Here is a 26,105-nt window from a genome sequence, read left to right as displayed (position 1 = left end):
CGATCCACGAAGACGGCGCGTTACGGCGCCCGGCAGCTCGCTTCGGTGAAGGGGATGCTGACGGCGAAAAATGGTACGATCCGGCGCTTCGGCGAATGGAGACCGTCATGGTCCCGCGGCATCTCGGCAGCGCCACGGAGCTAGCCTCCATCACCCTCTTACATCTCGTACAGCACGTGCGTGGCTTTCACGGCGGCCGAGGCGCGGTTCTCGACGCCGAGCTTCACGTAAATCTGTTCGAGGTGTTTGTTCACCGTCCGCGCCGACAGTCCCAATATTTCGCCGATGTCGCGGTTGGCCTTGCCCTTGGCGATCCAGAGCAGCACTTCGGATTCGCGCTGGGTGAGCGAGAAGCGCTGGCGCAGCACCTCGTCGTCGCTGCGCTGACTGGCGGCGGTGAGGCGGAAGAGATATTCGTCAGGGCCGATTGCGCCGAGGAAGGCGAGCTGCAACGCTGCCTGGCCGGCATGGGCGATCGAGATGATGCCGTCGCGCACTGCGGCGACGCGGTCGCGCATCCAGCCGGCGATATGGCGGACGACGATTTCCATGCCGTCGTCGCTGCCCATGGCGGCATTGACCAGCCGTGTCGCTTGCGGCGTTGACCAGTGGATGGCGCCGTCGCCCTTGACTGCCAGCAGATGACGGCCGGCTGCGTCCAGGGCGATGCGGGCGCTTTGGGCCGAGCGAGCGTTGCGCAGATGGACGCGGATGCGGGCGCGCAGTTCATCGATGTTGATCGGTTTGCTGAGATAATCGACGCCGCCGGATTCCAGCGCGTGCACGACATGCTCGGTCTCGGTCAGGCCGGTCATGAAGACGACAGGCACCTGCGCTACAGCAGCATTCGCCTTCAGCCGGCGGCAGGTCTCGAAGCCATCCATACCCGGCATCACCGCGTCGAGCAGGATAAGATCGGGCGTGATGCGCTCGACGATACCAAGTGCCGCCGTGCCTGATGTGGCGATCAGCACGGAGAAGCCGGATTGTTCGAGCGCGTCGGTCATGAAGCCGAGGGCTTCGGCGGAGTCGTCGACGAGCAGAACGATGTCGCGGGGGAGGGCCGGCTCAGCCAATGGATTCCACCTTTTCGTCGAAGTCGTGCAGGAAGGTCATGAAGCCGGCGAGATCGAAGGCGGCGACATAGGCGCGAAGTTCCTCCGTGAATGGCTGATTTGCCTCCACCTTGGCAAGGTCTGAAAGCTTGGCTTCAATGCCTCTGATATAGCCGATCTCGCCGAGCCGCAGCAATTCCTGCACATGGGCAGCACCTGGGCTCAGCATCGGCGCTTCGATCTTGACAGGAACGGCTGGCGTGGCATCGGCATAGATCCATGTCAGGCCGAGATGCAGGGCGAGCTTGTCGCGCAGTTGGCGGATGTCGACCGGCTTGCCGATCGCATCATTGTGGCTGTCGTCGCTGTCGCTGAGAACGGCCGCATCACCGATATTGGCCGACAGCATCAGCACCGGCGCCGTCTGGCCGGCCTCACGCAGACGCGAGACGAGCTGCCAGCCGTTCATGCCGGGCATCAGGATATCGACGAGGAAGAGGTCCGGCATGATGCCCTCGATCAGCGTCAGGCATTCGCCGCCGCCTGCCGCCGTCAGCACGATGAAATCGAGCGGCGCCAGGATCTCGCGCATCATCTCGCGGTGGTCCTCGTTATCGTCGACGACGACGACCGTGCGGCGCGGGCCGTCATAACCGACAATGCGCTTCTCCTGCGGCGCTGTGGCCACGGCGCGCATGACGGCGGACAGCATCAGCCGGACGCGGAAGGTCGAGCCTTCGTCCTTCACGCTTGCAACCGAGATCTCGCCTCCAAGCGTATTGGTCAGAAGCCGGGTGATGGTGAGGCCGAGGCCGAGCCCCGGCATCGGCCGCACGCTTTCGGCCTCGCCGCGCTGGAAGGGTTCGTAAATACGGGGCAGGTCTTTCTCCGTGATGCCGCGGCCGGTATCGGCAACGGCGAAGGTCGCGACCTGGCTGCGATAGCCGACGTCGAAGGTGACGCTGCCTTCGTCGGTGAACTTGATGGCATTGGAGAGCAGGTTGACCAGGATCTGGCGCAGGCGCTTTTCGTCGGTGCGGACGAATTGCGGCAAGGCCGGCGCGCGCTCATGGATGAAGGCAAGCCCCTTTGCCTGCGCCTGCGGGCGGAACATATCGACGATCTGGTCGAGGAAATCCTGGATGTTGATCTCGTTGGAATAGACCTGCAGGCGGCCGGCCTCGATCTTGGAAATATCGAGCAGGCCGTCGATCAGCCCGGAGAGGTGTTCGGCGCTGCGGCGGATGACCTTGATCGAGGATTGGCGCGGCGCCGGGATGGTCTCGTCGCGTTCGAGGATCTGGGCGTAGCCGAGCACGGCGTTCAGCGGCGTGCGTAATTCATGGCTGAGCCCGACGACGTAGCGGCTCTTGGCGCGGTTGGCGGCCTCGGCTGTTTCCTTGGCGTTCTGCAAGGCGGCGTCGGTCTTTTTGTGGGCGGCGATTTCCTTGAGCAGCAGCGTGTTCTGGCGTGATGATTCCTCCTCGGCAACGACGCGGCTGTCATGGGCGAGCACATAGAACCAGCAGACGACGCCTGAGATCACCGAGAAGACGAAGAAGACGATGAGGATGGTGCGATTGACGACCTCACCCGTCTCGGGCGAGGCAGAGGCGACCTGATGGGCGATCATCGCCAGGATTGCACCGATGGCGGTCAATGCCAGCACGACGGCGATGCCGTAGCGGCCAAGGCGCGTCGTCAGCTTCCCCAGAATGGCTTCCGGCAGCAGCGCCTTGGCGACGGTGCCGACCTGCGCGTTGAAACGGGCGGCCGGCTTGCACATGTCGTGGCAGCGGCTGTCGAGCGAGCAGCAGAGCGAGCAGATCGGCGCGGCGTAGGCCGGGCACCAGGCCATATCCTCCGGCTCGAAGGGATGCTCGCAGACCGAGCAGGTGATGTTCGTCAGGTTCTTCCAGCTCTGGCGCGGCTTGCGGGCGAGATAGAACTTGCCTTTCGTTGCCCAGGCGATGACAGGCGAGGCGACCAGCGCGATGACGAGGGTGATATAGGGCGCGAGCGAGGCGGCGATCTCGCCAAAGGCGCCGAAATGGGCAATCAGCGACACCGTCGCCGACAGCGTCATGGCGCCAAGGCCGACCGGGTTGATGTCGTAGAGGTGGGCGCGCTTGAACTCGATGCCGGGGGGAGCCAGCCCCAGCGGCTTGTTGATGAAGAGATCGGCGGAGATCGTGCAGAGCCAGGCCATGGCGATGATCGAGAAGATGCCGAGCGTCTCCTCCAGCAGCCGGTAGATGCCGAGTTCCATCAAAAGCAGGGCGATCGCCACGTTGAACACCAGCCAGATGACGCGGCCGGGATGGCTGTGGGTCAGCCGCGAGAAGAAGTTCGACCAGGCGAGCGAACCGGCATAGGCGTTCATCACGTTGATCTTCAGCTGCGAGACGACGACGAAGGCGGCCATCAACAGCAACGCGCCATTATGCCAGGGGACCATGTAGCCGAAGGCGGTCAGATACATCTGCGCCGGGTCGGCGGCGCGATCGAGGGGGACGCCCGAGGTGAAGGTCAGCACGACCAGAAATGAACCAGCAAGCAACTTCGGCGCGCCGATGATGACCCAGCCGGGCCCGGCGAGAAAGATTGCCAGGCGGTGGCGCCACTTGCGCTGCGGGTCCGGCGGCAGGAAGCGCAGGAAGTCGGCCTGTTCGCCGATCTGCGACATCAGCGCCAGGATGACGGCGGAGGCCGCGCCGAACTCCATCAAATCGAATTCGGCGATGGTGCCGGGCGGGCCGGAGGCATGGCGGATGCCGGCAAAAGCGCGCCAGAGATCGAATTTTTCCCAGTCCAGCAGGGCGATGAAGATGAAGGGCAGGATATTCAGCACGATCCAGAAGGGCTGGGTTATCAGCTGGAACTTGCTGATCAGCCGTACGCCGTGCGTTACCAGGGGGATCACCATGACGGCGCTGATGATGTAGCCAATCCAGAGCGGGATGCCGAGGGTGAGCTCCAGCGCCCCGGACATGATCGAAGCCTCGATGGCAAACAGCATGAAGGTGAAGCTCGCATAAATCAGCGAGGTGATGGTCGAGCCGATATAGCCGAAGCCCGCGCCGCGCGTCAGCAGATCGATGTCGACGCCGTGGCGAATGGCGTAGCGGCTGATCGGCAGGCCGATCGCCAGCATGGCGATCGAGGCGACGATAATGGCGTAAAAGGCGTTGGTGGTGCCGTAGGAGAGGGTGATTGCGCCGCCGATCGCCTCCAGCGCCAGGAAGGAGATTGCGCCGATCGCCGTCTGTGAGATGCGCTGCGAGGAGAAATGGCGAGCGCTCTTGGCAGTGAAGCGCAGCGCGTAATCTTCCAGCGTCTGGTTGGCGACCCAGCGATTGTATTCGCGTCTTACCGGAATGATGCGTTGGCGCGCTGCCATGTCTTCCTTTCCGGCATTCCGGTTGGGCTCATCGTCTCTCCGGCAGTTTTGGCGGGATGGTTGGGAAAGGCAAGAGGCAGGCACCGACTGGTTCACAGAATGGCAATATTTTTGCAATTGATCTGTCACATGAGAGCTCTAACTCTCCCGGCGTTCGTTCAACCATTTCGGGTATCACCATGTCTGTTTTAAGCCTTTGCCGCCTGGGCACCGCCCTCGTCTGCCTCCTTTCGATCGTGCCATCGCTTGCCAGCGCCGAGCAGTCCACGGCGGCGAAAGCGCCTTATGCGCAGGCCGGAAACACCAACAAACGCGGTGACGCCTGCTTCTCGACGGCGGACACCAACGCGGCCGTTCACCTTCTCTCCGGCTTCCTCGAAATCTGGACCCCGCGCACGCCTTTCGTCGATGCGGGTGTCGAAGCCCCGGCCAAGGACAATTGCCCGGCGGTCGCCAGGACGGATTGGGATGGTATTCCCGCCAGCAAGACCGACGGCCATATCGTCAACCAGGCCGTCCATGACGCCAACATTGCCTATGTCGTCAATGCGACGCGGGCGCGGACGGCCGATCAGGCGGTGGCCGCCTATCTCGATGATCGGCGCGGCAAGAATGCCAGCATCGTCGATGGCCTCGGTCCGCTGACGGATGCCTGGAAGGCCGGCTCGAAGCAGACCACCACGATCACCGAGGTGGCGGCCGACGCGACGACGGTCAAATACGACGACAAGGGCAACAATCGCGGTGCCGGCAGCAAGCCGGATACGGAAAACAAGACCGATGCCAACCCCGACATGGGCTTTGCAATCGACTTCATCATTGCTGTAAGCGGTGACGGCTCGACGGAGCCTGCCAAGCGCTACTTCAAATATGCCCGTCCCTACCGCTGGAGCCAGGACGTATCGGTCGTCCCGACGCTGGAGCCGGCCAAGAGCGGCAAGCCGGTCGAGGACGGCGGTTTCCCGAGCGGACATACGGCGGAAGCCTGGCGGGATGGGCTCGCCATGGCCTATCTCGTGCCGCAGCGCTTTCAGGAAATGATCACGCGCGCCAGCGAGCTGGGTGAAGACCGCATCCTCGCCGGTATGCATTCTCCTCTGGACGTGATGGCTGGCCGCATGCTCGGCACGGCTACGGTCGTCTACAACCTGAACAAGGCCGAGAATGCGGCGCTGAAGAGCGATGCTTACGCCCAAGCGCAGGCATGGCTTATCGCCAAATCAGGCGTTGCGGATGCGGGCGCGCTCGACGTTGCCGCCCATGCGGCACCGCTGGCTGCAGATCGTTTCGCCGATCATGACGCCAATCGCGCTTACGTGCTGCAGCGCCTGAGCTATGGCCTGCCGACGATCCATGCGACCGATCAGCCGGCGCGTGTGCCGCAGGGCGCCGAAGCGCTTCTCGAAACGCGTCTGCCCTATCTGGACGGCGAGCAGCGCCGCGACGTGCTGAAGACGACGGAGATCGCCTCCGGCTATCCGCTGCTTGACGACGTGGAAGGTTACGGCCGTCTCAACCTGTTTGCCGCCGCCGATGGCTACGGCGCATTCGACCAGGACGTGACCGTGACGATGGATGCGGCAAAGGGCGGTTTCAATGCGATCGATACCTGGCGGAACGACATCACCGGCAAGGGCGGGCTGGTAAAGCGCGGCGAAGGCATCCTCGGGCTATCGGGCGCGAACAGCTATGCCGGCGGCACCGTGCTGGAAGAGGGCGCGCTGGTGGCCCTGTCGCCGTCGGCCTTCGGTCTTGGCGGGCTGACGGTTAACGGTGGTTCGCTCGTTCTGGCGACCGACAGGCCGCTGACCGTGAGCGGCGATTATCAGCAGCTCGCCAATGCCGCGGCGAAGCCGGCGCTCGGCGCGAACGGCGGAGGCACGCTGGTGGTCGAGGGCAAGGCGGCGCTGGCCGGCGACCTTAACGTGACGGTTGTCGATGGCTATGTCCTGACGCCCGGAACCAAGATCGAAATCCTGAGGGCGAGCGCCGTGACCGGCACCTTCGGCAAGTTCACCGTCTCCGGCCACAAGGCGAGCCTCTCCTACGGCCCGACATCAGTCACCTTGACGATCGACGGATAATTCCTCCGAGAGAATCGACAGGGCATCTCCCGCGGTAGGGGATGCCACCTCTCTTCCGGTCTGCTGCCTGTTTGACCCCCGCGCCTACGTCAATCGACGTATGTGTTTTCGCGCTGCAGCACCCGATAGTTCTTTAAGCAACAGTTAATCTCCGTTTCCGGTCTGTTGCGGAACAAGAAGAGGGGAGTTCAACCAGATGAAGCTCAAATCCACTATTACGGGCGCAGCGCTCGGCGCCGTCATGGCGGCGTCGGCCGCCTTCGGCGGTGCAGTTGCCGCCGATGACACGATCAAGGTCGGCATTCTGCACTCGCTCTCCGGCACCATGGCCATCTCCGAGACCACGCTCAAGGACGCCATGCTGATGCTCATCGACCAGCAGAACAAGAAGGGCGGCCTTCTCGGCAAGAAGCTTGAGGCCGTCGTCGTCGACCCGGCTTCCGACTGGCCGCTGTTTGCCGAAAAGGCACGTGAGCTGATCCAGAAGGACAAGGTTGCCGCCGTCTTCGGTTGCTGGACGTCCTCGTCGCGCAAGTCCGTTCTGCCGGTTTTCGAAGAGACCAACTCGATCCTCTTCTACCCGGTCCAGTATGAAGGCGAAGAGTCCTCGCGCAACATCTTCTACACCGGCGCTGCTCCGAACCAGCAGGCCATTCCTGCTGTCGACTACCTGATGGAAAAAGAAGGCGTCAAGCGCTTCGTTCTCGAAGGTACGGACTACGTCTATCCGCGCACGACCAACAAGATTCTCGAGGCATACCTGATTTCGAAGGGTATTCCGAAAGAAGACATCATGACCAACTACACGCCGTTCGGCTTCTCCGACTGGCAGACCGAAGTTTCCAAGATCAAGGAATTCGGTTCGGCCGGCAAGAAGACCGCCGTCGTCTCTACGATCAACGGCGATGCCAACGTTCCGTTCTACAAGGAACTGGGCAACAAGGGCATCAAGGCAACCGACATCCCCGTCGTCGCCTTCTCGGTCGGCGAAGAAGAGCTTGCCGGCCTCGACACCAAGCCGCTCGTCGGCCATCTCGCTGCCTGGAACTACTTCGAATCGGTCGAAAGCTCGGCCAACAAGAAGTTCATCAAGGACTGGCACGCTTTCACCAAGAACGACAAGCGCGTGACGAACGACCCGATGGAAGCTGCGTATATCGGCTTCAACGCATGGGTTAAGGCCGTCCAGGCTGCCGGCACGACCGATACCGACAAGGTTCTCGACACCATTATCGGCGTCAGCGTTCCGAACCTCTCGGGCGGCTATGCGACCGTCATGCCGAACCACCACATCACCAAGCCGGTGCTGATCGGTGAAATCCAGGCCGACGGCCAGTTCGAAATCGTCCAGCAGACACCTGCCGTCGTCGGCGACGAATGGTCAGATTTCCTGCCTGACTCCAAGGATCTGATCTCCGATTGGCGCAAGCCGATGTCCTGCGGCAACTTCAACGTCGCTACGGGCAAGTGCGGTGGCAAGGGCTCCTGAGTACGACTCCGATCCGATGATTGCCTGAAGGATTCCGTCCGGGGTTGATCCCGGGCGGAAGCTCCGTCCCAGCGATTGCGCCGCGAGGCCAACACTATCAAGGGCGAGAAAGCCGATGTATCGCGCCATAAAGATTTTCCTCATCACGGTTTGCCTGGCATTTTCGGGCCTGACATTTTCGGGCGTGATGATCTCGAGCGAAGTCCAGGCTCAGGACGATATCCACGTGCTCATCGACGCGCTCGGCATCGGCGATTTCCCGGAACGCGAAGTGGCCATCAAGGCGCTGGTTGCTTCCAAGAATCCGCATGTCAGCCAGATCCTGCAGCAGTTGAGCGACGGTCTTCTCTACGTCAATTCCGATGGCGGCCCGGTTCTCCTCCAGGGCGGTACCGATGACGAACCGACCTATTCCGATCCGATCACCGGCGAAGCCGCTGCCGATGTCGATCCGGACCTGATGACGAAGGTCAAGATCAACAACGCGCTTCGCGGCGTCATCGGCGCCGCCACCAGCCAGTTGACGCTGATGAGCCCGGATCGTTCCGCGCGGCTTGCCGCGGCGCAGGGCCTCCTGAAAGATGCCGATCCCGCCAATCTCGACCTGCTGAACACGGCGCTTGCGGCCGAAAAAGACGCTGAGATCAGGAATACGATGGAAGCGGCGCGCGCAGTGCTGCTGCTCAAGACGGATGCGAGCGTGGAAGACAAGAAGGCTGCGATCGATACGATCGCGGCGCGCGGCAATCGTGATGCTCTGACCATCCTCACCACCACACTCCAAACCGCGCCTGACGACCTGAAGCCGGCGATCCAGGCTGATATCAGCTCCATCAATCGCAGCCTGGCGCTGTGGGATATCGTCCAGAACATCTGGTACGGATTGTCTCTCGGCTCGGTACTGCTGCTTGCCGCGATCGGCCTTGCCATCACCTTCGGCGTCATGGGCGTCATCAACATGGCGCATGGCGAAATGGTGATGATCGGCGCCTACACCACCTATGTGGTGCAGGAATACATTACCTCCGCCTTTCCTGAACTTGCCGATTATTCGCTGGCCTTTGCCGTGCCTGCGGCCTTCGTCTTTACCGGCTTCGTCGGTCTGGTGATCGAGCGCGCCGTCATCCGCTATCTCTATGGCCGGCCGCTCGAAACGCTGCTCGCCACCTGGGGCGTGTCGCTCATCCTGCAGCAGGCGGTGCGCAGCAGCTTCGGCCCGACCAACCGCGAGGTCCGCAATCCGACCTGGATGTCCGGCGTCTTCGATCTCGGCGGGCTCTCCATCACCTGGAACCGACTGTGGATCATCGTCTTTTCGATGGTGGTCTTTGTGGCGCTGCTCCTGCTGCTCAAACGGTCCGCCTTCGGCCTGCAGATGCGTGCCGTTACGCAGAACCGGCGCATGGCGTCGTCGATGGGCATCCGCACCGGCTGGGTCGATGCCTTCACCTTCGCGCTCGGCTCGGGCATTGCCGGCATTGCCGGCGTGGCGCTCAGCCAGATCGACAATGTCTCGCCGAACCTCGGTCAATCCTACATCATCGACAGCTTCATGGTCGTCGTCTTCGGCGGTGTCGGCAATCTCTGGGGCACGCTGGTCGGTGCACTCTCGCTCGGCGTCGTCAACAAGTTCCTCGAGCCCTTCGCCGGCGCCGTGCTCGGCAAGATCCTGGTGCTCGTCCTCATCATTCTCTTCATCCAGAAGCGTCCCCGCGGGCTCTTCGCACTCAAAGGAAGGGCGGTGGAAGCATGATAACGGCCTTCCTTCTCCGATCACTCGATCGCAAGATCGTCATTGCCATCGCCCTCCTGCTTCTGGTCGCCGTCCTTGTGCCGGTCCTGAACCTGATGACCGGGCCGAGCAATCCGCTGCACGTGCCGACTTATATCATGTCGCTGTTCGGCAAGTATCTGACCTACGCGCTGCTGGCGCTGGCGCTTGATCTCGTCTGGGGCTTCTGCGGCATCCTCTCGCTCGGCCACGGTGCTTTCTTTGCGCTCGGCGGCTATGCGATGGGCATGTATCTGATGCGCCAGATCGGCACGCGCGGCAGCTATGGAGACCCTGTTCTGCCCGACTTCATGGTGTTCCTGAACTGGAAGGATCTGCCCTGGTTCTGGTACGGCTTCAACCAGTTCTGGTTTGCGGCGCTGATGGTGCTCGTCGTGCCCGGGCTGCTCGCCTTCGTCTTCGGCTGGTTTGCCTTCCGCTCACGCGTCAACGGCGTCTATCTCTCGATCATCACCCAGGCGATGACCTACGCGCTGCTGCTGGCCTTCTTCCGCAACGACATGGGCTTCGGCGGCAATAACGGCCTTACCGATTTCAAGGACATTATCGGTTTCAACGTCCAGGCGGACGGCACGCGTGCAGTCCTTTTTGCCGCAACTGCGATCTTCCTGGCGCTGTCGCTGCTGCTCGCCTCGGCGATCGTGCGCTCGAAGTTCGGCAAGGTGCTGGTCGGCGTGCGCGATGCCGAAAGCCGCACGCGCTTCCTCGGTTACCGCGTCGAGCACTTCAAGCTCTTCACCTTCGTCGTCTCGGCGATGATGGCTGGTATTGCCGGTGCGCTCTACGTGCCGCAGGTCGGCATTATCAATCCCGGCGAATTCGCGCCTGCCAATTCGATTGAAGTCGTCATCTGGACGGCGGTGGGCGGGCGGGCGACGCTGATCGGACCGATCATCGGCGCGATCCTCGTCAACGGCGGCAAGACGATCTTCACCGGCCTCTTCCCGGAGTTCTGGCTGTTTGCGCTCGGTGGCCTCTTCGTTGCCGTCACGCTGTTTCTGCCCAAGGGTGTCGTCGGCACGATTGCGCAATATCTCGGCAAGCGGAAGGTCGTCTCCAAGGCGGCACCACCGGCGGCTGAGGAAGACGGTATCGAGCCGAAAATCCAGGCAGCGGAGTGAGCGCCATGATCCCCGACGTCAAACCCACCAGCGTGCTTTATCTCAACGGCGTCTCGGTTTCCTTCGACGGCTTCAAGGCGCTGAATTCGCTGTCGATCGTCATCGAACCCGGCGAGCTTCGCGCCATCATCGGCCCGAACGGCGCCGGCAAGACGACGATGATGGATATCATCACCGGCAAGACCAGGCCCGATGAGGGTGAGGTGTTCTTCAACGGCACGATCGATCTTACCAAGAAGGACGAGGCCGATATCGCCCAGCTCGGCATCGGCCGCAAGTTCCAGAAGCCGACAGTCTTCGAAAGCCATACGGTGTGGGACAATCTGGAGCTGGCGCTGAACCGCCGTCGTAGCGTGTTCTCGACACTGTTCTACCGGCTTTCGGGCGAGGACAAGACGCGCATCGACGAGATCCTCGAAACGGTGCGGCTGACGCATCGCCGCGACGAATTCGCCGCCAATCTCTCGCACGGGCAGAAGCAATGGCTGGAGATCGGCATGCTGCTGGCGCAGGAGCCGAAGCTCCTGCTCGTCGACGAGCCGGTGGCCGGCATGACGGATGCGGAGACGGCGGAAACTGCGATCCTGCTCAAGGATATCGCCAAAACCCGGTCTGTCGTCGTCGTCGAACATGACATGGGCTTCATCCGAGACCTCGGCGTCAAGGTGACCTGCCTTGCTGAGGGATCGGTGCTGGCCGAAGGGTCGATCGATTTTGTGAGTTCGGATCCGAAGGTCATCGAGAACTATTTGGGGCGGTGAGCGTCGCGTTTGCCGGATGCCCCTCACCCTCACCCTTTCCCCGTAAACGGGGCGAGGGGACGTGCCATGCGAGAGGTGGACGAGGGACGGACAGGTCGCGGCATATTCCCTTCTCCCCGCAAGCGGGGAGAAGGTGGCGGCAGCCGGATGAGGGGCAGCGGCCTGCTCCGACAGCAGTTTGATTTAAAGGGAAACCGATGCTGACAGTCGAAAACGCAAACCTCCACTACGGCGCCGCTCAGGCGCTGCGCGGCATCTCGATCAAAGCGGAGATGGGCAAGATCACCTGCGTGCTGGGGCGTAACGGCGTGGGGAAGAGTTCTCTTCTGCGCGCCGTTACCGGCCAGCATCCGCTGTCGGCCGGTACCGTCACCTTCAACGATACCAAGCTCAACGGCTTGCCGCCCTTTGCCCGCGCCAAGCAGGGCATCGGCTATGTGCCGCAGGGGCGCGAAATCTTCCCGCTGCTCACCGTCAAGGAAAATCTCGAAACCGGCTTTGCTCCGCTTGGCCGCCGCGACCGCAACATCCCCGATGACATCTTCAGTCTCTTCCCGGTGCTGAAGTCGATGTTGTCACGTCGCGGCGGCGATCTTTCTGGCGGGCAGCAGCAGCAGCTGGCGATCGGGCGCGCCATGGTGACACGGCCGAGGATTCTCGTGCTCGACGAGCCGACCGAGGGCATTCAGCCATCGATCATCAAGGATATCGGCCGGGCGATCCGCTATCTGCGCGACTCTACAGGCATGGCGATCCTGCTCGTCGAGCAATATCTCGATTTCTGCCGCGAGCTTGCCGACTATGTCTACATCATGGATCGCGGCGAAATCGTGCATGAAGGGCTTGCCGAGACGTTGGATACGCCGGAGGCCCGCCGCCACCTGACTGTCTGACCGGCAGATGCCGCATTTTGCAGCAGAGGGCGCGGCGCCTGGGAAACCTTCCGCCGCCGGCAAAGGTCTGCTCGGGGCGGCATAGGAATTGCTTGCTTTCTGCTATCCGCGCGCTTGAATGAAAACCAGGGGCGCGGCCGAAAGGGACGATATGACGATCGCGGCGGCAGGCACGAGACCGCAAAGAGCGGAAGGGCGCGGGCATCTGGCGGCAAAGCTGTTCGATGGCCGCACGCGCATCCGTGAACTCTATCAGGAGGGGGCGGCGAAAATCCGCCTGCCCGATACCTTCGACGCCTCCATGGAAGCCGTCATCATCAATACTGCTGGCGGTTTGACGGGCGGCGATCGGATGGATTGGAGCGTGGATGCCGGCCCCGGCACGCGCATCGACGTCACCACTCAGGCTTGCGAGAAGATCTACAAGGCATCGGCCGGCATCGCCGAGGTGGCGACCAGCATCAAGGTCGGAGCCCAAGCCCGCGTCGACTGGCTGCCGCAGGAAACGATCCTCTTCGACCGGGCCGCACTTTTCCGCCGGCTGGATGTCGATCTTGACGAGAGCGCCGAATTTCTGGCCGTCGAAGCCGTGCTGCTCGGCCGCAAGGCGATGGGTGAGGCGGTGGTATCGGGGCTGTTCCGCGATCGCTGGCGGATCCGCCGCTCGGGTCAACTGATCCACGCCGAAGAACTCAGGCTTTCCGAAGGTGTGGCGGCACTGGCGGCGCGGCAGGCCGTGCTCGGCGGACAGGTGGCCTTTGCGACGTTGCTTTATGCCGGGCCGCTTTCAGAAGCCTATCTTAGCAAAGTCCGGCCGCTGGTCGAAGGATCGATGGGCGGTGCGAGCGCTTGGAATGGCAAGCTCGTCGTTCGCCTAGCAGCGGCCGACGGCTTCTCGCTCAGAAAAATCCTGATCCCGGTCATTTCCGCCTTGCGCAATGGTGCGCCTGTGCCGAAAGTCTGGAATCTATGAACGTAAGCATTCGGTCAAGCAGATGGACAAGCGATGAACCTCACTCCGAGAGAAAAAGACAAGCTGTTGATTTCGATGGCGGCGATGGTGGCGCGGCGGCGACTGGAGCGTGGCGTCAAGTTGAATTACCCCGAAGCGATCGCGCTGATCAGCGACTTCGTCGTCGAAGGCGCCCGCGATGGCCGCCCGGTTGCCGAGCTGATGGAAGCTGGCGCCCATGTGATCGGCCGCTCCCAGGTGATGGAGGGCATTGCCGAGATGATCCACGACGTGCAGGTGGAGGCAACGTTCCCGGATGGAACCAAGCTCGTCACCGTGCACGAGCCGATCCGGTGAGGAGATAGGGATGCTCGAGCTCAGGCCCAATTGCGAATGCTGCGACAAGGATCTGCCGCCTGATAGCACTGAGGCACGGATCTGCACCTATGAATGTACCTTCTGTGCCGATTGCGTGGACGGCGTGTTGAAGGGTGTCTGCCCGAACTGCGGCGGCAATCTCGTCGCGAGGCCTATTCGGCCGGCGGCGATGCTTGTCAAAAATCCAGCGTCGACGAAGCGTGTGCTGAAAGCCGAGGGTTGCGCGCCCAAGGCGGCTTAAGGAGGACGAGATGATTCCAGGCGAAATCATTGCCGCAAGCGGCGACATCGAACTGAATGCCGGCGCGCCGACGGTGACGCTGGAGGTTTCCAATACAGGCGATCGGCCGGTGCAGGTCGGCAGCCACTATCATTTCGCCGAGACCAATGCGGGACTTTCCTTCGATCGCGCGGCGGCGCATGGCAAGCGGCTCGATATTCCGGCAGGGACGGCGGTGCGCTTCGAGCCGGGGCAGACGCGCTCGGTGACGCTGATCCCGCTTTCCGGCAAGCGCGAGGTTTACGGCTTCCGGCAGCTGGTGATGGGCAAGCTTTAAGAACAATAATCTGGAGGAATGCATGCGCTTGAATATCTGCCTCGTCGGGGCGGCGATGCTGCTGACGGCAGGTGCTGCCTCTGCTGAGGATATCGAATGCAACAGTCCCAAGACGCAATCGGACATGACGTCTTGCGAGGCGGCGCGTCATGAGGCCGCCGACAAGGCTTTGAATGCGCAATACAAGAAGACCCGCGCCGTCTTGGCAGCGATCGACAAGGACCTGGATGGCGACATGAAGGGCGCGGAGCAGGTGCTGGTCAAGGCGCAGCGCGCCTGGATCGATTATCGCGATGCCGAATGCGACGCCTTCGGCTTTCAGGCCCGCGGCGGCACGATGGAGCCGATGCTGGTTGCCGGATGCCTCGCCAACATTACGGATAAACGCACGAAAGAGCTGAAAGAGCTCGAAGATATGATGAGCAACTAGGGTGATCAGGAAGATCATGATCGTCGGCAATGGCGACATCGGAGAGGCAGAGGCTGGTGTCATCGATGCCGCCGATTTCGTCATCCGCTTCAATGACTGCCGCTCCTATGGGGCCGGCGGCAGCCGCACGGATGCCGTTGCGGTCTGCAACACCGGCAGGCCGGCAAAGGCGATGCTTGGTTCGCGTGAGTGGCGCGCCCATCCGGGCGTCGTGTCGGCCGGCGAAATCTGGAGCGTGCGCGACCCGGAAAAATTCGCCGCGATGCGGGCGCCGCTTGCCGTCTCGCATCCGGAACTCGACGATTTCTGCGACGACTATACCGCTGAGTTCAGCGCCTTCTGCGCAGACACCGGCAAGACGCACGTCATCATCGACAAGTCGATTCACGATGCCGTCGATGCAGCGATTTCGGCTTTTGATCCTCAGCCATACGTGGTGCCGAGCAGCGGCATGATCGTGATCGGCGAGGTGCTGGAGAGACGTGACGAGGCCGAGGTGACGCTCGCTGGCTTCGGCCATGTCGGCTGGGAATGGCATCCGTTCGCCGCCGAGCGGCGGCTGGTGGACCGGTATGTCGACGAGGGGCGGCTTCGGCGGCTTGGGACAAACATTGCGGCATCCGGCAAAACGCCTTACATTTTGAACAAAAGGTAAGGAGACTTGTTATGGCGACATCGGCAAAGGTCACATCGAAAAATCAGATCACGCTGCCTGCAGGGTTGCGCAAGTCGTTGGACATTCATGCCGGCGACCGGATCGATTTCGTCGCGAATTCCTACGGCGTTTTCGAAGTTCGTGTGCTGAGAGAAAGTCTTGCCGACTTGATAGGAGTTCTGAAGAGCGACGAACCGGTTTCGGGCGATGACATTGAAAAATGGATCGCCGAGGCGCGCGGTGCAATGGCGACGGGATCATGGAATGCTGGGGATTGATACGAATATCCTGCTCAGGATCTTTCTCACCGATCTTTCCGAGGGGGACCACACGCCGGACCAGTTCGCCCTGGTTCGCGCTGCCGTTGTGGGGAGCCGCGAACCGTTCTTCGTCAACCATGTGGTCGTTGTCGAGACGATCTGGGTGCTTCGGCAGAAGCTGAAATACAGCAAGGAGGTCATTGCCGGGGTCATGACAAGGCTGCTGCACATGTCAAATGTAATGGTCCAGGACGCTGCGACCGTAGAGGCATCGTTGAGCAGCTTCATCGCATTTCCGGGCGATTTTTCCGACCATCTCATCGGCGAAATCAACAAGCGAAACGGCTGCCGCACGACCCTGACTTTCGACCGGGCCGCATCGAAATCTCCCAATTTTTCGGAACTCCAGAGGTAGAACCAGAATATGCCCTACAAGATCTCGCGCGCCGCCTATGCCGGCATGTTCGGACCGACCACCGGCGACAAGGTACGCCTTGCCGATACGGAGCTTTTCATCGAGATCGAGAAGGATTTCACCATCTATGGCGAGGAGGTGAAGTTCGGCGGCGGCAAGGTGATCCGCGACGGCATGGGACAGAGCCAGGTGACGCGGGCGGATGGCGCGGTCGATACGGTCATCACCAATGCGGTGATCGTCGATCATTCGGGCATCTACAAAGCCGATATCGGCCTCAAGGATGGGCGCATCGTCGCGATCGGCAAGGCGGGTAATCCCGACATGCAGCCGGGTGTCAACATCATCGTCGGCCCGGGCACGGAGGCGATCGCCGCCGAAGGCAAGATCGTCACCGCTGGCGGCATGGACAGCCATATCCATTTCATCGCACCGCAGCAGATCGAGGAAGCGCTGATGAGCGGCATGACCTGCATGCTTGGCGGCGGCACCGGTCCGGCACACGGCACGCTCGCCACCACCTGCACGCCCGGTCCCTGGCATCTCGCGCGCATGATCGAAGCGGCCGACGCCTTCCCGATGAACCTCGCCTTTGCCGGCAAGGGCAATGCCTCGCTGCCGGGGGCGCTGACCGAGATGGTGCTGGCGGGCGCCACCTCGCTGAAGCTGCACGAGGATTGGGGCACGACACCAGGCGCCATCGACTGCTGCCTGTCGGTTGCCGACGAATACGACGTGCAGGTGATGATCCACACCGATACGCTGAACGAAAGCGGCTTCGTCGAGGATACGATCGGCGCCATCAAGGGCCGCACCATCCATGCCTTCCACACGGAAGGAGCAGGCGGCGGGCATGCGCCTGATATCATCAAGATCTGCGGCCAGCCGAACGTCATCCCGTCGTCGACCAATCCGACGCGTCCCTATACGGTCAATACCATCGCCGAGCATCTCGACATGCTGATGGTCTGCCACCATCTGTCGCCGTCGATCCCCGAAGATATCGCCTTTGCCGAAAGCCGGATCCGCAAGGAGACGATCGCCGCCGAAGACATCCTGCACGATATCGGCGCCTTCTCGATCATCTCGTCCGATAGCCAGGCCATGGGCCGCGTCGGCGAGGTGGCGATCCGCACCTGGCAGACGGCCGACAAGATGAAGCGCCAGCGCGGCCGGCTGAAGGAGGAAAAAGGCGACAACGACAATTTCCGCGTCCGCCGCTATATCGCCAAATATACGATCAACCCGGCGATTGCCCATGGTCTCAGCCGTGAGATCGGCTCGGTCGAAGTCGGCAAGCGCGCCGACCTCGTGCTGTGGAATCCGGCCTTCTTCGGCGTGAAGCCCGATATGGTGCTGCTCGGAGGCTCGATCGCGGCCGCCCCGATGGGCGATCCGAACGCCTCGATCCCGACGCCGCAGCCAGTACATTACCGGCCGATGTTTGCCTCCTATGGCAAGAGCCTCACCAATTCCTCCGTCACCTTCGTCAGCCAGGCCGCGCTCGACGGCGGCCTGAAAGGCCGGCTCGGCGTCGCCAAGGAACTGGTCGCGGTGAAGAATACGCGCGGCGGCATCTCCAAGGCATCGATGATCCACAACGACCTGACACCCGAGATCGAGGTCGATCCGGAGACCTACGAGGTCAGGGCGAACGGTGAGCTGCTGACTTGCGAGCCGGCGACGGTGCTGCCGATGGCGCAGCGCTATTTCCTGTTCTAGGCCCACGTCCGATGTGTGATGGACGGCTGCGATGAGGACAGGTATCCGCTGGTTGTTGCGGATCGTATTCCTGCTCGTCCTTTCGGCGGTCTGCGGGACCCTTATTCCCCGGCCGCTGATTGCGCCGGTCAAGGCGTCATCTGCCGCAGTGACGCATCGGGTTCTGCTGCTGTCAGGCCCGATCCATACCGATATTGCCATTCCGCTCGACGCGGAAACGCGGGCTGCCTTTTCCTTCCTCGACGATACCGATTTTCCGCTCGGCCATCCGAGCGCGGAGTGGCTCATTATCGGCTGGGGCGGTCGTGCCTTCTATCTGGAAACGCCCACATGGGCGGAGCTGAAGCCGCTGCCGGTGTTGCGCGCGCTGACGATCGACCGTTCAGTGCTGCATGTGGACCTTGCTGGCCCTATCACCGAGCCGCAGCCCACCGTTACGGCATTCAATGTCAGTGAGGATCAATTAGCGCAGCTGCGCGACTTTATCTCCGAGAGCTTCGTCCGCGACGCGGGCGCGGTGGTGCCGATTCCGGGTGTGGGTTACGGCGAGATCGACCGGTTCTTCGAGGCCAGGGGATACTTCAACGCCCTCTTCGGCTGCAACACCTGGACTGCCGCTGCCCTGCGCTCGGCTGGGCTTCGAACAGGCATATGGAACCCGCTTCCACAAGCATTGCGATTGTCTGTTTCTGTCTACAATTGAAGCAGCCGTCGAGCCGGTCCGCTCTTAAAGTGAATTGTGAATAGCGCTCTCCATCTGGTTGTAAAAATCGGTGAAAAAACCGGTATTTTCTTCAGCTAAACCATTCTGGAGCAACCGCGTCTGGAAGCTCTATAAATCCCTTTTATATCAATTATTTAACTGTCTCTCTGCGCTGTTCGATTCAGGGATTGGAAAGCTGCATCCTTTGCTAGAAAAATTCTGTCCACCAAAACGTCCAAAACCGTTCGAATTTTAACGAGTCAATTAAGACACCCGCAGCAATTGGGCTCTTATCAATGCCTGGAAACGCCGAGCAGGAAGGTTGATTCTCATGAGAAACTGGATTTCGCTGCAGGCCGATTTCGGCGATCTTCAATACCGCAGGAACGTCTATGTCTTCGCCCTGAAGATGGCTTTTCTTGCCGTTATTCTCTCAGGAATCATTATCGCATTGACGATGCCGTCGCTCGATCTTCTCGGGCTTCTACCGGTGACGCTCGCCCATGCAATCGGCTTCAGCGCGATCTTTTCCTGGCTGATCGGCGGTACTGTTTCCGGCATGCTGTCGCTGTTTGCCGGCTTTGCCATGCGCGATCTCGCGCTCTCGCGGGCGGAATTCGAAAAGCTCAGCCGCACGGATACGCTTTCCGGACTGCTCAACCGGCGCGCCTTTGCCGAGGCGCTTGAGAATATCGATGGCAACGCGTCCCTAGTGATTTTTGACGTCGATCGTTTCAAGACGATCAATGACCGCTTCGGCCATGGCTGCGGCGATGCCGTTATCGTCGCCGTTTCGGGCATGCTCACATCCGCCTTCGATGAGGTGTCCGTCGTCGCACGGCTGGGTGGGGAGGAGTTTGGTGTGATCCTATCCGGCGAGCCGCTGGAGGCACGGATGGAGCGTATTGAAGGTGTCCGGGCCCGGATCGCCGGCGGCGCCATCAAGGCCGAGGGGCACGATATCCGCATCACCGTTTCCGGCGGCATTGCCGATCTCGTCGCCGGGCGCAACAAGCAGGCGGTTTATGCCTCCGCCGACCGGGCGCTCTATCTCGCCAAGGCGCTCGGGCGCAATCGCGTCGTACATGAACGGGAAGGTCTTCATCACGCCTGGCACGGGCTCGTCGAGAACGGCGTCGACGGCGAGAACAGAGGCCCGGAGAGCGACAATGTGATGCAGGCTTACGGAATATAAAAGCCGAAGACGGACGAAAGGCCATTGGTGCTTGCATCGGGAAGAGCTATTTTGCATGGTCGTCCTCTCAGAAAAACGGACATGTCATGCAGCGCGTCATCTCCTATCTTCCCGCCGGAACCCCTTCCTCCCACCCAATCGCCCAGGTCAAGCTGCCGCATGATCTGCGCCATCTGCGCCGCAAGCTGCTGCATCTGGAAAATGGTGAGATGGTCATGCTCGATCTCAAGGATCCGGTGCTTTTCGCCAATGGCGACCTGCTGGTGCGCGACGACGGCGAACTGATCGAGATCCTCGCCGCCGACCAGAAACTCTTCGAAATCCGCGGTCGCGACCGCACCCATCTGGTCGAGCTCGCCTGGCATCTCGGCAACCGGCATCTTGCCGCGCAGATCGAGGAGGACCGCATCGTCATCCTCCGCGATCATGTCATCCGCGCCATGCTGCAGGGCCTCGGCGCCGTCGTCCTCGAGATCGACGAGCCGTTCCAGCCGGCGCGCGGCGCCTATCATTCCCAAGGCGGGCATTCGCATGGGCATGACCACGATCACAATCATGACCACGGGCATGATCACGGCCATGACCACGATCACGAACATGGCTACGAGCATGAGCATGAGCACCGCCACGATCGCGGTCATGATCATGACCACAAGCACGACTGAGTCTTGATGACCAGGGATCGCGAGCTGCAGGCATTGCTGCGCCTGACGGCATGGCTCTCGCCGGCCTTTCCGATCGGCAGCTTTGCCTATTCGGGCGGGCTGGAGCGGGCGGTGGCCGACGGGCTCGTTACGGATGCGACCTCGCTTGCGGCCTGGATCGGCACGCTGGTCGGGAATGGGTCGGCCTGGAACGATGCGGTGCTTCTGGCCGAAAGCCACAGGCAACAGGCAGAACCCGCACGCCTTGCCGAAGTCGCTGCACTCGCCGAGGCGCTGGCCGGATCACGCGAGCGGCATCAGGAAACGATGTTGCTCGGTGAGGCTTTCCTCGCAGCGGCGCGGGCCTGGCCCGACGGGGTGTTCGAGCGGCTACCTGACAGGGTCGCGTATCCCATTGCGGTCGGGGCGGTGACGGGCGCCCATGGCATAGGGCCCGAGAAGGCGCTCGCCGCCTTCCTGCATGCCTATGTCTCACAAGCGGTTTCATCAGGTATCCGCCTCGGTGTCGCCGGGCAACGGGATGGCCTCGCCGTTCTTGCCGGTCTGGAAGACCGTATCGCGGAGGTCGCCCGGCGGGCGGCAGCCTCGACGCTCGACGATCTGGGTTCGGCGACAGTGCAGGCCGATATTGCCAGCCTGCGCCACGAGACGCAGGCGACACGGCTGTTCCGTTCGTGATTGTCCGAAATTATCGCTGCGGCTGCGTCATTTGACGGTGGCGCGGGCGGGCGGCTTCGTTATCATCGGGGTTCGATTGGAGTAAGGCACATGAAATCGAGAAACGGTCCTTTGCGTGTCGGCATTGGCGGGCCGGTCGGCTCGGGCAAGACGGCGCTGACCGAAAAGCTCTGCAAGGCGATGCGCGACGATTATTCCGTCGCCGTCGTCACCAACGATATCTACACGACCGAGGATGCCGAGGCGCTGGTGCGGATGCAGGCATTGACTTCGGACCGCATCGTCGGTGTCGAGACGGGCGGCTGCCCGCATACCGCCATCCGCGAGGATGCGACAATCAATTTGCAGGCGATCGCCGGCCTCAACCAGCGGATCCCCGATCTGGACGTCGTCTTCATCGAATCCGGCGGCGACAATCTGGCTGCGACCTTTTCGCCCGATCTTGCCGATATCACCATCTATGTCATCTCCGTCTGCCAAGGCGAGGAAATCCCGCGCAAGGGAGGCCCCGGCATCACCCGGTCGGACCTGCTCGTCATCAACAAGAAGGATCTGGCGCCTTATGTCGGCGCCGATCTCGAGGTCATGGACCGGGATGCAACCCGCATGCGTGCGAGCCGCCCCTTCGTCTTCTCCGACATGAAGCGCGGCGACGGCGTCAGCTCGATCGTCAGCTTCCTCAGGGAGCAGGGCGGGCTTTAAAGCGGGATGGTTTTGGCGATCAGATCTGCCGCAGCACTGTGACGTCGCGGACGGCGATTGCCCGGCCGCGCACCGTGACACCCTTCGTCTTCAGCGCCGAGAAGGCGCGCGAAAGCGCCTCCGGTGCGAGGCCGAGTTTGCGGGCAAGCAGATTTTTCGGAAAGGGCAGCCGCAGCGAAGCGGTCGCACCGTTCTCGATGCAATGGGTCAGCAGATAGTTAGCCACGCGCTGCGGCGCGGTCTGCATGCGGTCGCTTGCCAGGCATTCCATCGTCGAGATCAGATGCAGCGACAGGCTGCGCATGATCGCCTTGCCGATCCGCGGCTGCTCATCGAGCAACAGCCGGACCTTGGCGATATGAAAGCACGCCAGCACGGCATGATCCATCGCCTGCGCGCCGTAACGATAGGTTTCGTCGGCGTGGATCAGGCATTCGGCGAAACTGTCGCCGGGCTCGCAGATGCGGATATCGGCCTGCCTGCCGTCGCCCTTGTGACGATAGAGCCTGACATAACCGCTGAGCATGCAATAGAAATAGGCCGCCTTGTCGCCCTCCTCGAAGAGAACGGCGTGCGGGTCGCAGAGGAGAACGGTGGCGCAGGCGCGCAGGGCTTCAGCCTCGTCGTGGTCGAGCCCGGCCATGAAGTCAGCCTTGGCGAGCACAGCGGCCTCATGGCCGTCGAATGTCGGCGTTCTGTTCATCTCCCGGTCCCCTGATATGGCGGTCTTTTCAATTCCTTATGCCTGCCGGGCAAAATACGGGAAGGAGACGGCGATGGAATTGATTTTGGTCAACCGTCAGAGATGAATGAAAAAAAGCGAAACGGGCCGGGAGATCGCTCCCGGCCCGTTCAATTCCTCGGCTTTGCTTATTCAGCCGCGAAGGGCGGCAGGCGCAGCACGTTGGTGTCGTTGCCATTGGCGGTCTTGCGTTTGCTTTCCGGCTTTTCGATCGCGGTCAGGCGCTCCTCCAGCGAGTCGATGTCGCCGCGGTTCTCCCGGGTGACGCGGGTGAGATCCTCGCGCGACAGCGGCAGTTCCTCGTCGTCCTTCCTGCCGACCAGGCGGCCGAAAGCCCAGCCGAGCAGGCGGGAGAGGTCGTCCATGATCAGGAAGAAGGAGGGCACGACGACGAGCGAGAGCACTGTCGAAACGATGATGCCGCCGATCACCGCGATCGCCATCGGCGCGCGGAATGAGCCGCCTTCGCCGACACCGAGAGCGGAAGGCAGCATGCCTGCCGACATGGCGATCGAGGTCATGATGATCGGCCGGGCGCGTTTGCGGCCGGCTTCTACCATGGCCTCGACGCGCGACATGCCCTGGTGGCGCATCTCGATTGCGAAATCGACGAGCAGGATGGCGTTCTTGGTAACGATACCCATCAGCATCAGGATGCCGATCATCACGGGCATCGACAGCGGATTGCTGGTGAGGATCAGGCCGGCCGCGACACCGCCGATGGCGAGCGGCAGCGAGAACAGGATGGTGAAGGGCTGGATCACGTCCTTGAAGAGCAGGATCAGCACCGTCAGCACCAGCAGCAGGCCCATCAACATGGCGTTGACAAAACTCTGCTGCATCTCGGTCTGCACCTTGGTGTCGCCGCTTTCTGCAAGACGCACGGAAGCCGGAATATTGGCCCCATTGACTATCTCGCGGAAGCGGGCGGAGGCTGTGTCGAGTGCGACGCCCTGGGGCAGATCCGAACCGATCGAGACGACGCGGTAGCGGTTGTTGCGCTTGATCGAGCTTACGCCTTCCGAATAGTCGATATTGGCGACGCTCGCGAGCGGAACTGTGCCGCCGCTGGCGGTCTGGATCTTCAACGTCCGGATGGCCGCGAGATCGCGACGCATGTCGACTGCGGCCTGGACCCGGATCGGGATCTGCCGATCGTCGAGCGAGATCTTGGCAAGGGCGGCATCGACATCGCCGATGGTGGCGACGCGGATCGTCTCGGAGATCTGCTGCGGCGTGATTCCGAGGCGGGCGGCCTCATCCATGCGCGGATGAACCTGCAGTTCCGGACGGGGCAGCGAGCCGTCGGCGCTGACATTGGCAAGCAGCGGATCGGCGCGGAGCTTGGATTCCAGAATGCCGACGGCGTCGTTCAGGTCCTTGTCGTTCTTGGAGAGGAAGTTGAAGGAGAGGTCGCGTTCGCCGCGGTCATTGAGCTTCAGGATACGGACGTCGGGAATGTCGCGCAGCTTGGCGAAGACTTCCTTTTCAATATCCCATTGCGGGCGTTCACGGCCGTGGACTTCCACTTTCGGCAGCATTGGGCCGACGACCGGTATGTCGCCGAGCACGTCGTTGACCACCTTCTTGACGAGCGATTGATCGAGCTTGTGAAGCGCGAGCGTGATGGTCGCACGGCGCAGTTCGAGATCGCCCTTCGGCGACGCGCCGCCGAGGACGAAGACGCTTTCGACGCCGTTGATGTCCTTGACCCTGTCATAGATCGCATCCGTCGTCTTCTCGGTATCGTCGAGCCGTGCATTGGGCGGCAGCTCGACGGAGAGAACGATGCGTGAGGCATCTTCCGGCGGCAGGAAGCTGCCGGGAACCTGCATCAGCAGCAGAACAGAGCCGACCAGGAAAGCGAACGCGACAATCAGCGTGGCATAACGCGTGTACCAGCGGCCGGTCGTGCCACGTATGAGACGCGTGTATCCCCGCATCAGCAGGCCATCATTGTCGTGATGGTCTTCCATGCCGTCTTCGGCGCGCATCAGATAGGCGGCCATCATCGGGGTGATGAGGCGCGCGACCATCAGCGAGAAGAAGACCGAGAAGGCGACGGTCAGGCCGAACTGGATGAAGTATTGGCCCGGAATACCCGGCATGAAGGAAACGGGCACGAAGACGGCGATGATCGTGAAGGTGGTGGCGATGACGGCAAGGCCGATTTCATCGGCCGCTTCGATCGCCGCCCGATAGGGCGTCTTGCCCATCTTGATGTGGCGGGCGATGTTTTCGATTTCGACGATCGCATCGTCGACAAGAATGCCGGTCGCAAGCGTCAGCGCGAGGAAGCTGACGAGGTTCAGCGAGAAGCCCATCATGTCCATGACCCAGAAGGTCGGGATCGCAGACAAGGGTAGGGCGATTGCCGAAATCAGCGTCGCACGCCAGTTCCTGAGGAACAGGAAGACGACGATGACGGCGAGCAGCGCACCTTCGAGCAGCGTATGAATGGCGGCTTCGTAGTTGCCGTAGGTGAAATAGACCGAATCATCGATCAGTTCGATCTTCACATTCGGATTTTCGGCTCGCACCTTGTCGAGATTCTGCGCCACGGTTTCGGCGACGCTGACTTCGCTGGCGCCCTTCGAGCGGAAAACGCCGAAGGTAACGACCGGCGTAGCGTTGAATCTCGAGAAGGATTTCGGCTCCTCATAGGTGTCCTTGATAACGCCGAGATCGGATAGTTTGACGAAGCGGCCGTTCGGCAGGCCAATGGTCGTATTGGCGAGGTCAGCGACGTTGCGGGCGTCGCCGAGAACACGGATCGCCTGTTCGCTGCCCGCCACCTGGCCGCGGCCCGAACCGAGGTCGATGTTGGTGCCGCGCAGCTGCTGGTTCACGCTCGCGGCAGTGATGCCGTATGCATTGAGCTTGTCAGGGGTGAGTTCGATACGCACTTCGCGATCTGCGCCGCCGTAACGGTCGACACGGCCGATGCCGGCCTGTCCTTGCAGCGAACGCTTGATCGTGTCGTCGACGAACCAGGAAAGTTCTTCCAGCGACATGGCAGGCGAGGAAACGGCGAAGGTCTGGATCGCCTGTCCCTCGACATCGACCTTGGAGACGATCGGTGCTTCGGCCGTTGCCGGCAGATCGCTGCGAATGCGGTCGATCGCATCCTTGGTGTCCTGGACAGCCTGCTCCGTCGGCACTTCCATCCGGAACATGACGTTGGTCTGCGAGCTGCCGTCGGTCACCGTCGACTGGATTTCGTCGATGCCGGTGATGGAGGCGACCGCGTCTTCGATCTCCTTTGTAACCTGCATTTCGAGCTCAGCCGGCGAAGCGCCGCTCTGCGTCACGCTGATCGAAACGAGGGGCACGTCGATGTTTGGAAAGCGCGTGATCGGCAGCGTATTGAAGGACTGCATGCCGATGAACATCAACAGGCAGAACGTCAGGAGCGGCGCGATCGGATTTCGAATGGACCAGGCTGAAAAATTCATC

Annotated in this window: 24 protein-coding genes; 20 read left to right on the top strand and 4 right to left on the bottom strand. The window is 61.8% G+C overall.

From position 1 onward, the window contains the following. Positions 1-158 precede the first annotated feature (158 nt). On the bottom strand, positions 159-1,076 hold the full coding sequence (locus BS630_RS22495) for a response regulator transcription factor (protein ID WP_017961753.1): 918 nt from the start codon (positions 1,074-1,076) through the stop codon (positions 159-161). Beyond that, complete coding sequence (locus BS630_RS22490) at positions 1,069-4,455, bottom strand: hybrid sensor histidine kinase/response regulator (protein ID WP_077979107.1); 3,387 nt, start codon at positions 4,453-4,455, stop codon at positions 1,069-1,071. The genes BS630_RS22495 and BS630_RS22490 overlap by 8 nt, the downstream gene beginning before the upstream one ends. Before the next feature lie 179 nt (positions 4,456-4,634). Between BS630_RS22490 and BS630_RS22485 the strand changes: the two genes are divergently transcribed. From BS630_RS22485 to ureG, 20 genes are all read left to right on the top strand, one after another. Next, the gene (locus tag BS630_RS22485; RefSeq protein ID WP_077979106.1) at positions 4,635-6,539 is read left to right on the top strand and encodes an acid phosphatase; all 1,905 of its coding nucleotides are present in this window, start codon (positions 4,635-4,637) and stop codon (positions 6,537-6,539) included. Positions 6,540-6,735: 196 nt separating this feature from the next. After that, entirely contained in the window at positions 6,736-8,028 is a 1,293-nt protein-coding gene (urtA, locus tag BS630_RS22480) for an urea ABC transporter substrate-binding protein (RefSeq protein ID WP_077979105.1), read from the top strand. Positions 8,029-8,143: 115 nt separating this feature from the next. Continuing rightward, entirely contained in the window at positions 8,144-9,781 is a 1,638-nt protein-coding gene (gene urtB, locus BS630_RS22475; RefSeq protein ID WP_077979104.1) for an urea ABC transporter permease subunit UrtB, read from the top strand. After that, a complete protein-coding gene (gene urtC, locus BS630_RS22470) occupies positions 9,778-10,941 on the top strand; it encodes an urea ABC transporter permease subunit UrtC (protein WP_027663861.1) in 1,164 nt (387 codons plus the stop codon). Before urtB ends, urtC begins: the two co-directional genes overlap by 4 nt. Before the next feature lie 5 nt (positions 10,942-10,946). Further along, on the top strand, positions 10,947-11,702 hold the full coding sequence (gene urtD / locus BS630_RS22465) for an urea ABC transporter ATP-binding protein UrtD (RefSeq protein WP_077979103.1): 756 nt from the start codon (positions 10,947-10,949) through the stop codon (positions 11,700-11,702). 197 nt (positions 11,703-11,899) lie between these two features. Then, a complete protein-coding gene (gene urtE / locus BS630_RS22460; RefSeq protein WP_003542323.1) occupies positions 11,900-12,595 on the top strand; it encodes an urea ABC transporter ATP-binding subunit UrtE in 696 nt (231 codons plus the stop codon). A 151-nt stretch (positions 12,596-12,746) separates the two neighbouring features. Continuing rightward, on the top strand, positions 12,747-13,568 hold the full coding sequence (locus BS630_RS22455) for an urease accessory protein UreD (RefSeq protein ID WP_077979269.1): 822 nt from the start codon (positions 12,747-12,749) through the stop codon (positions 13,566-13,568). Positions 13,569-13,601: 33 nt separating this feature from the next. Continuing rightward, positions 13,602-13,904, top strand: coding sequence for an urease subunit gamma (locus BS630_RS22450; protein ID WP_003542318.1), 303 nt, complete (start codon positions 13,602-13,604; stop codon positions 13,902-13,904). Between the two features lie 10 nt (positions 13,905-13,914). Beyond that, positions 13,915-14,166 (top strand): DUF1272 domain-containing protein, encoded by a 252-nt coding sequence (locus BS630_RS22445; protein WP_077979102.1) that lies wholly within the window; start codon positions 13,915-13,917, stop codon positions 14,164-14,166. 10 nt (positions 14,167-14,176) lie between these two features. Further along, complete coding sequence (locus BS630_RS22440; RefSeq protein WP_003542314.1) at positions 14,177-14,482, top strand: urease subunit beta; 306 nt, start codon at positions 14,177-14,179, stop codon at positions 14,480-14,482. 22 nt (positions 14,483-14,504) lie between these two features. Beyond that, the gene (locus BS630_RS22435; RefSeq protein ID WP_077979101.1) at positions 14,505-14,912 is read left to right on the top strand and encodes a lysozyme inhibitor LprI family protein; all 408 of its coding nucleotides are present in this window, start codon (positions 14,505-14,507) and stop codon (positions 14,910-14,912) included. 16 nt (positions 14,913-14,928) lie between these two features. Beyond that, entirely contained in the window at positions 14,929-15,567 is a 639-nt protein-coding gene (locus BS630_RS22430) for a Urease operon accessory protein (RefSeq protein ID WP_077979268.1), read from the top strand. 11 nt (positions 15,568-15,578) lie between these two features. Continuing rightward, positions 15,579-15,845, top strand: a complete 267-nt coding sequence (locus BS630_RS22425; protein WP_077979100.1) for an AbrB/MazE/SpoVT family DNA-binding domain-containing protein — start codon at positions 15,579-15,581, stop codon at positions 15,843-15,845. Beyond that, positions 15,832-16,242 (top strand): type II toxin-antitoxin system VapC family toxin, encoded by a 411-nt coding sequence (locus tag BS630_RS22420; RefSeq protein ID WP_077979099.1) that lies wholly within the window; start codon positions 15,832-15,834, stop codon positions 16,240-16,242. Before BS630_RS22425 ends, BS630_RS22420 begins: the two co-directional genes overlap by 14 nt. 9 nt (positions 16,243-16,251) lie before the next feature. After that, positions 16,252-17,964 carry an urease subunit alpha gene (ureC, locus tag BS630_RS22415; RefSeq protein WP_077979098.1) on the top strand — a complete coding sequence of 571 codons (1,713 nt, stop codon included), beginning with the start codon at positions 16,252-16,254 and terminating at the stop codon, positions 17,962-17,964. Between the two features lie 31 nt (positions 17,965-17,995). Then, positions 17,996-18,667 carry a TIGR02117 family protein gene (locus tag BS630_RS22410; RefSeq protein ID WP_077979097.1) on the top strand — a complete coding sequence of 224 codons (672 nt, stop codon included), beginning with the start codon at positions 17,996-17,998 and terminating at the stop codon, positions 18,665-18,667. 331 nt (positions 18,668-18,998) lie between these two features. After that, on the top strand, positions 18,999-19,862 hold the full coding sequence (locus tag BS630_RS22405; protein WP_077979096.1) for a GGDEF domain-containing protein: 864 nt from the start codon (positions 18,999-19,001) through the stop codon (positions 19,860-19,862). Between the two features lie 86 nt (positions 19,863-19,948). Next, a complete protein-coding gene (ureE, locus tag BS630_RS22400; RefSeq protein WP_077979095.1) occupies positions 19,949-20,527 on the top strand; it encodes an urease accessory protein UreE in 579 nt (192 codons plus the stop codon). A gap of 6 nt (positions 20,528-20,533) precedes the next feature. After that, positions 20,534-21,205 (top strand): urease accessory protein UreF, encoded by a 672-nt coding sequence (locus BS630_RS22395; protein ID WP_017961736.1) that lies wholly within the window; start codon positions 20,534-20,536, stop codon positions 21,203-21,205. Positions 21,206-21,295: 90 nt separating this feature from the next. After that, positions 21,296-21,907: an urease accessory protein UreG gene (ureG, locus tag BS630_RS22390; protein WP_003542294.1), complete on the top strand. Its 612-nt coding sequence runs from the start codon at positions 21,296-21,298 to the stop codon at positions 21,905-21,907. A gap of 19 nt (positions 21,908-21,926) precedes the next feature. On the opposite strand, the gene BS630_RS22385 is transcribed toward ureG, so the two are convergent. Together BS630_RS22385 and BS630_RS22380 are read right to left on the bottom strand one after the other, a co-directional pair. After that, positions 21,927-22,610, bottom strand: coding sequence for a Crp/Fnr family transcriptional regulator (locus BS630_RS22385; protein WP_077979094.1), 684 nt, complete (start codon positions 22,608-22,610; stop codon positions 21,927-21,929). 167 nt (positions 22,611-22,777) lie between these two features. Beyond that, positions 22,778-26,104 carry an efflux RND transporter permease subunit gene (locus BS630_RS22380; RefSeq protein WP_077979093.1) on the bottom strand — a complete coding sequence of 1,109 codons (3,327 nt, stop codon included), beginning with the start codon at positions 26,102-26,104 and terminating at the stop codon, positions 22,778-22,780. Between the last annotated feature and the right edge of the window lies 1 nt (position 26,105).

Origin of the sequence: Rhizobium laguerreae (assembly GCF_002008165.1) — a bacterium.
Taxonomy (GTDB): domain Bacteria; phylum Pseudomonadota; class Alphaproteobacteria; order Rhizobiales; family Rhizobiaceae; genus Rhizobium; species Rhizobium laguerreae.
The sequence above is the reverse complement of the archived record's forward strand: the minus strand, read 5'-3'. Positions and strand labels throughout refer to the sequence as shown.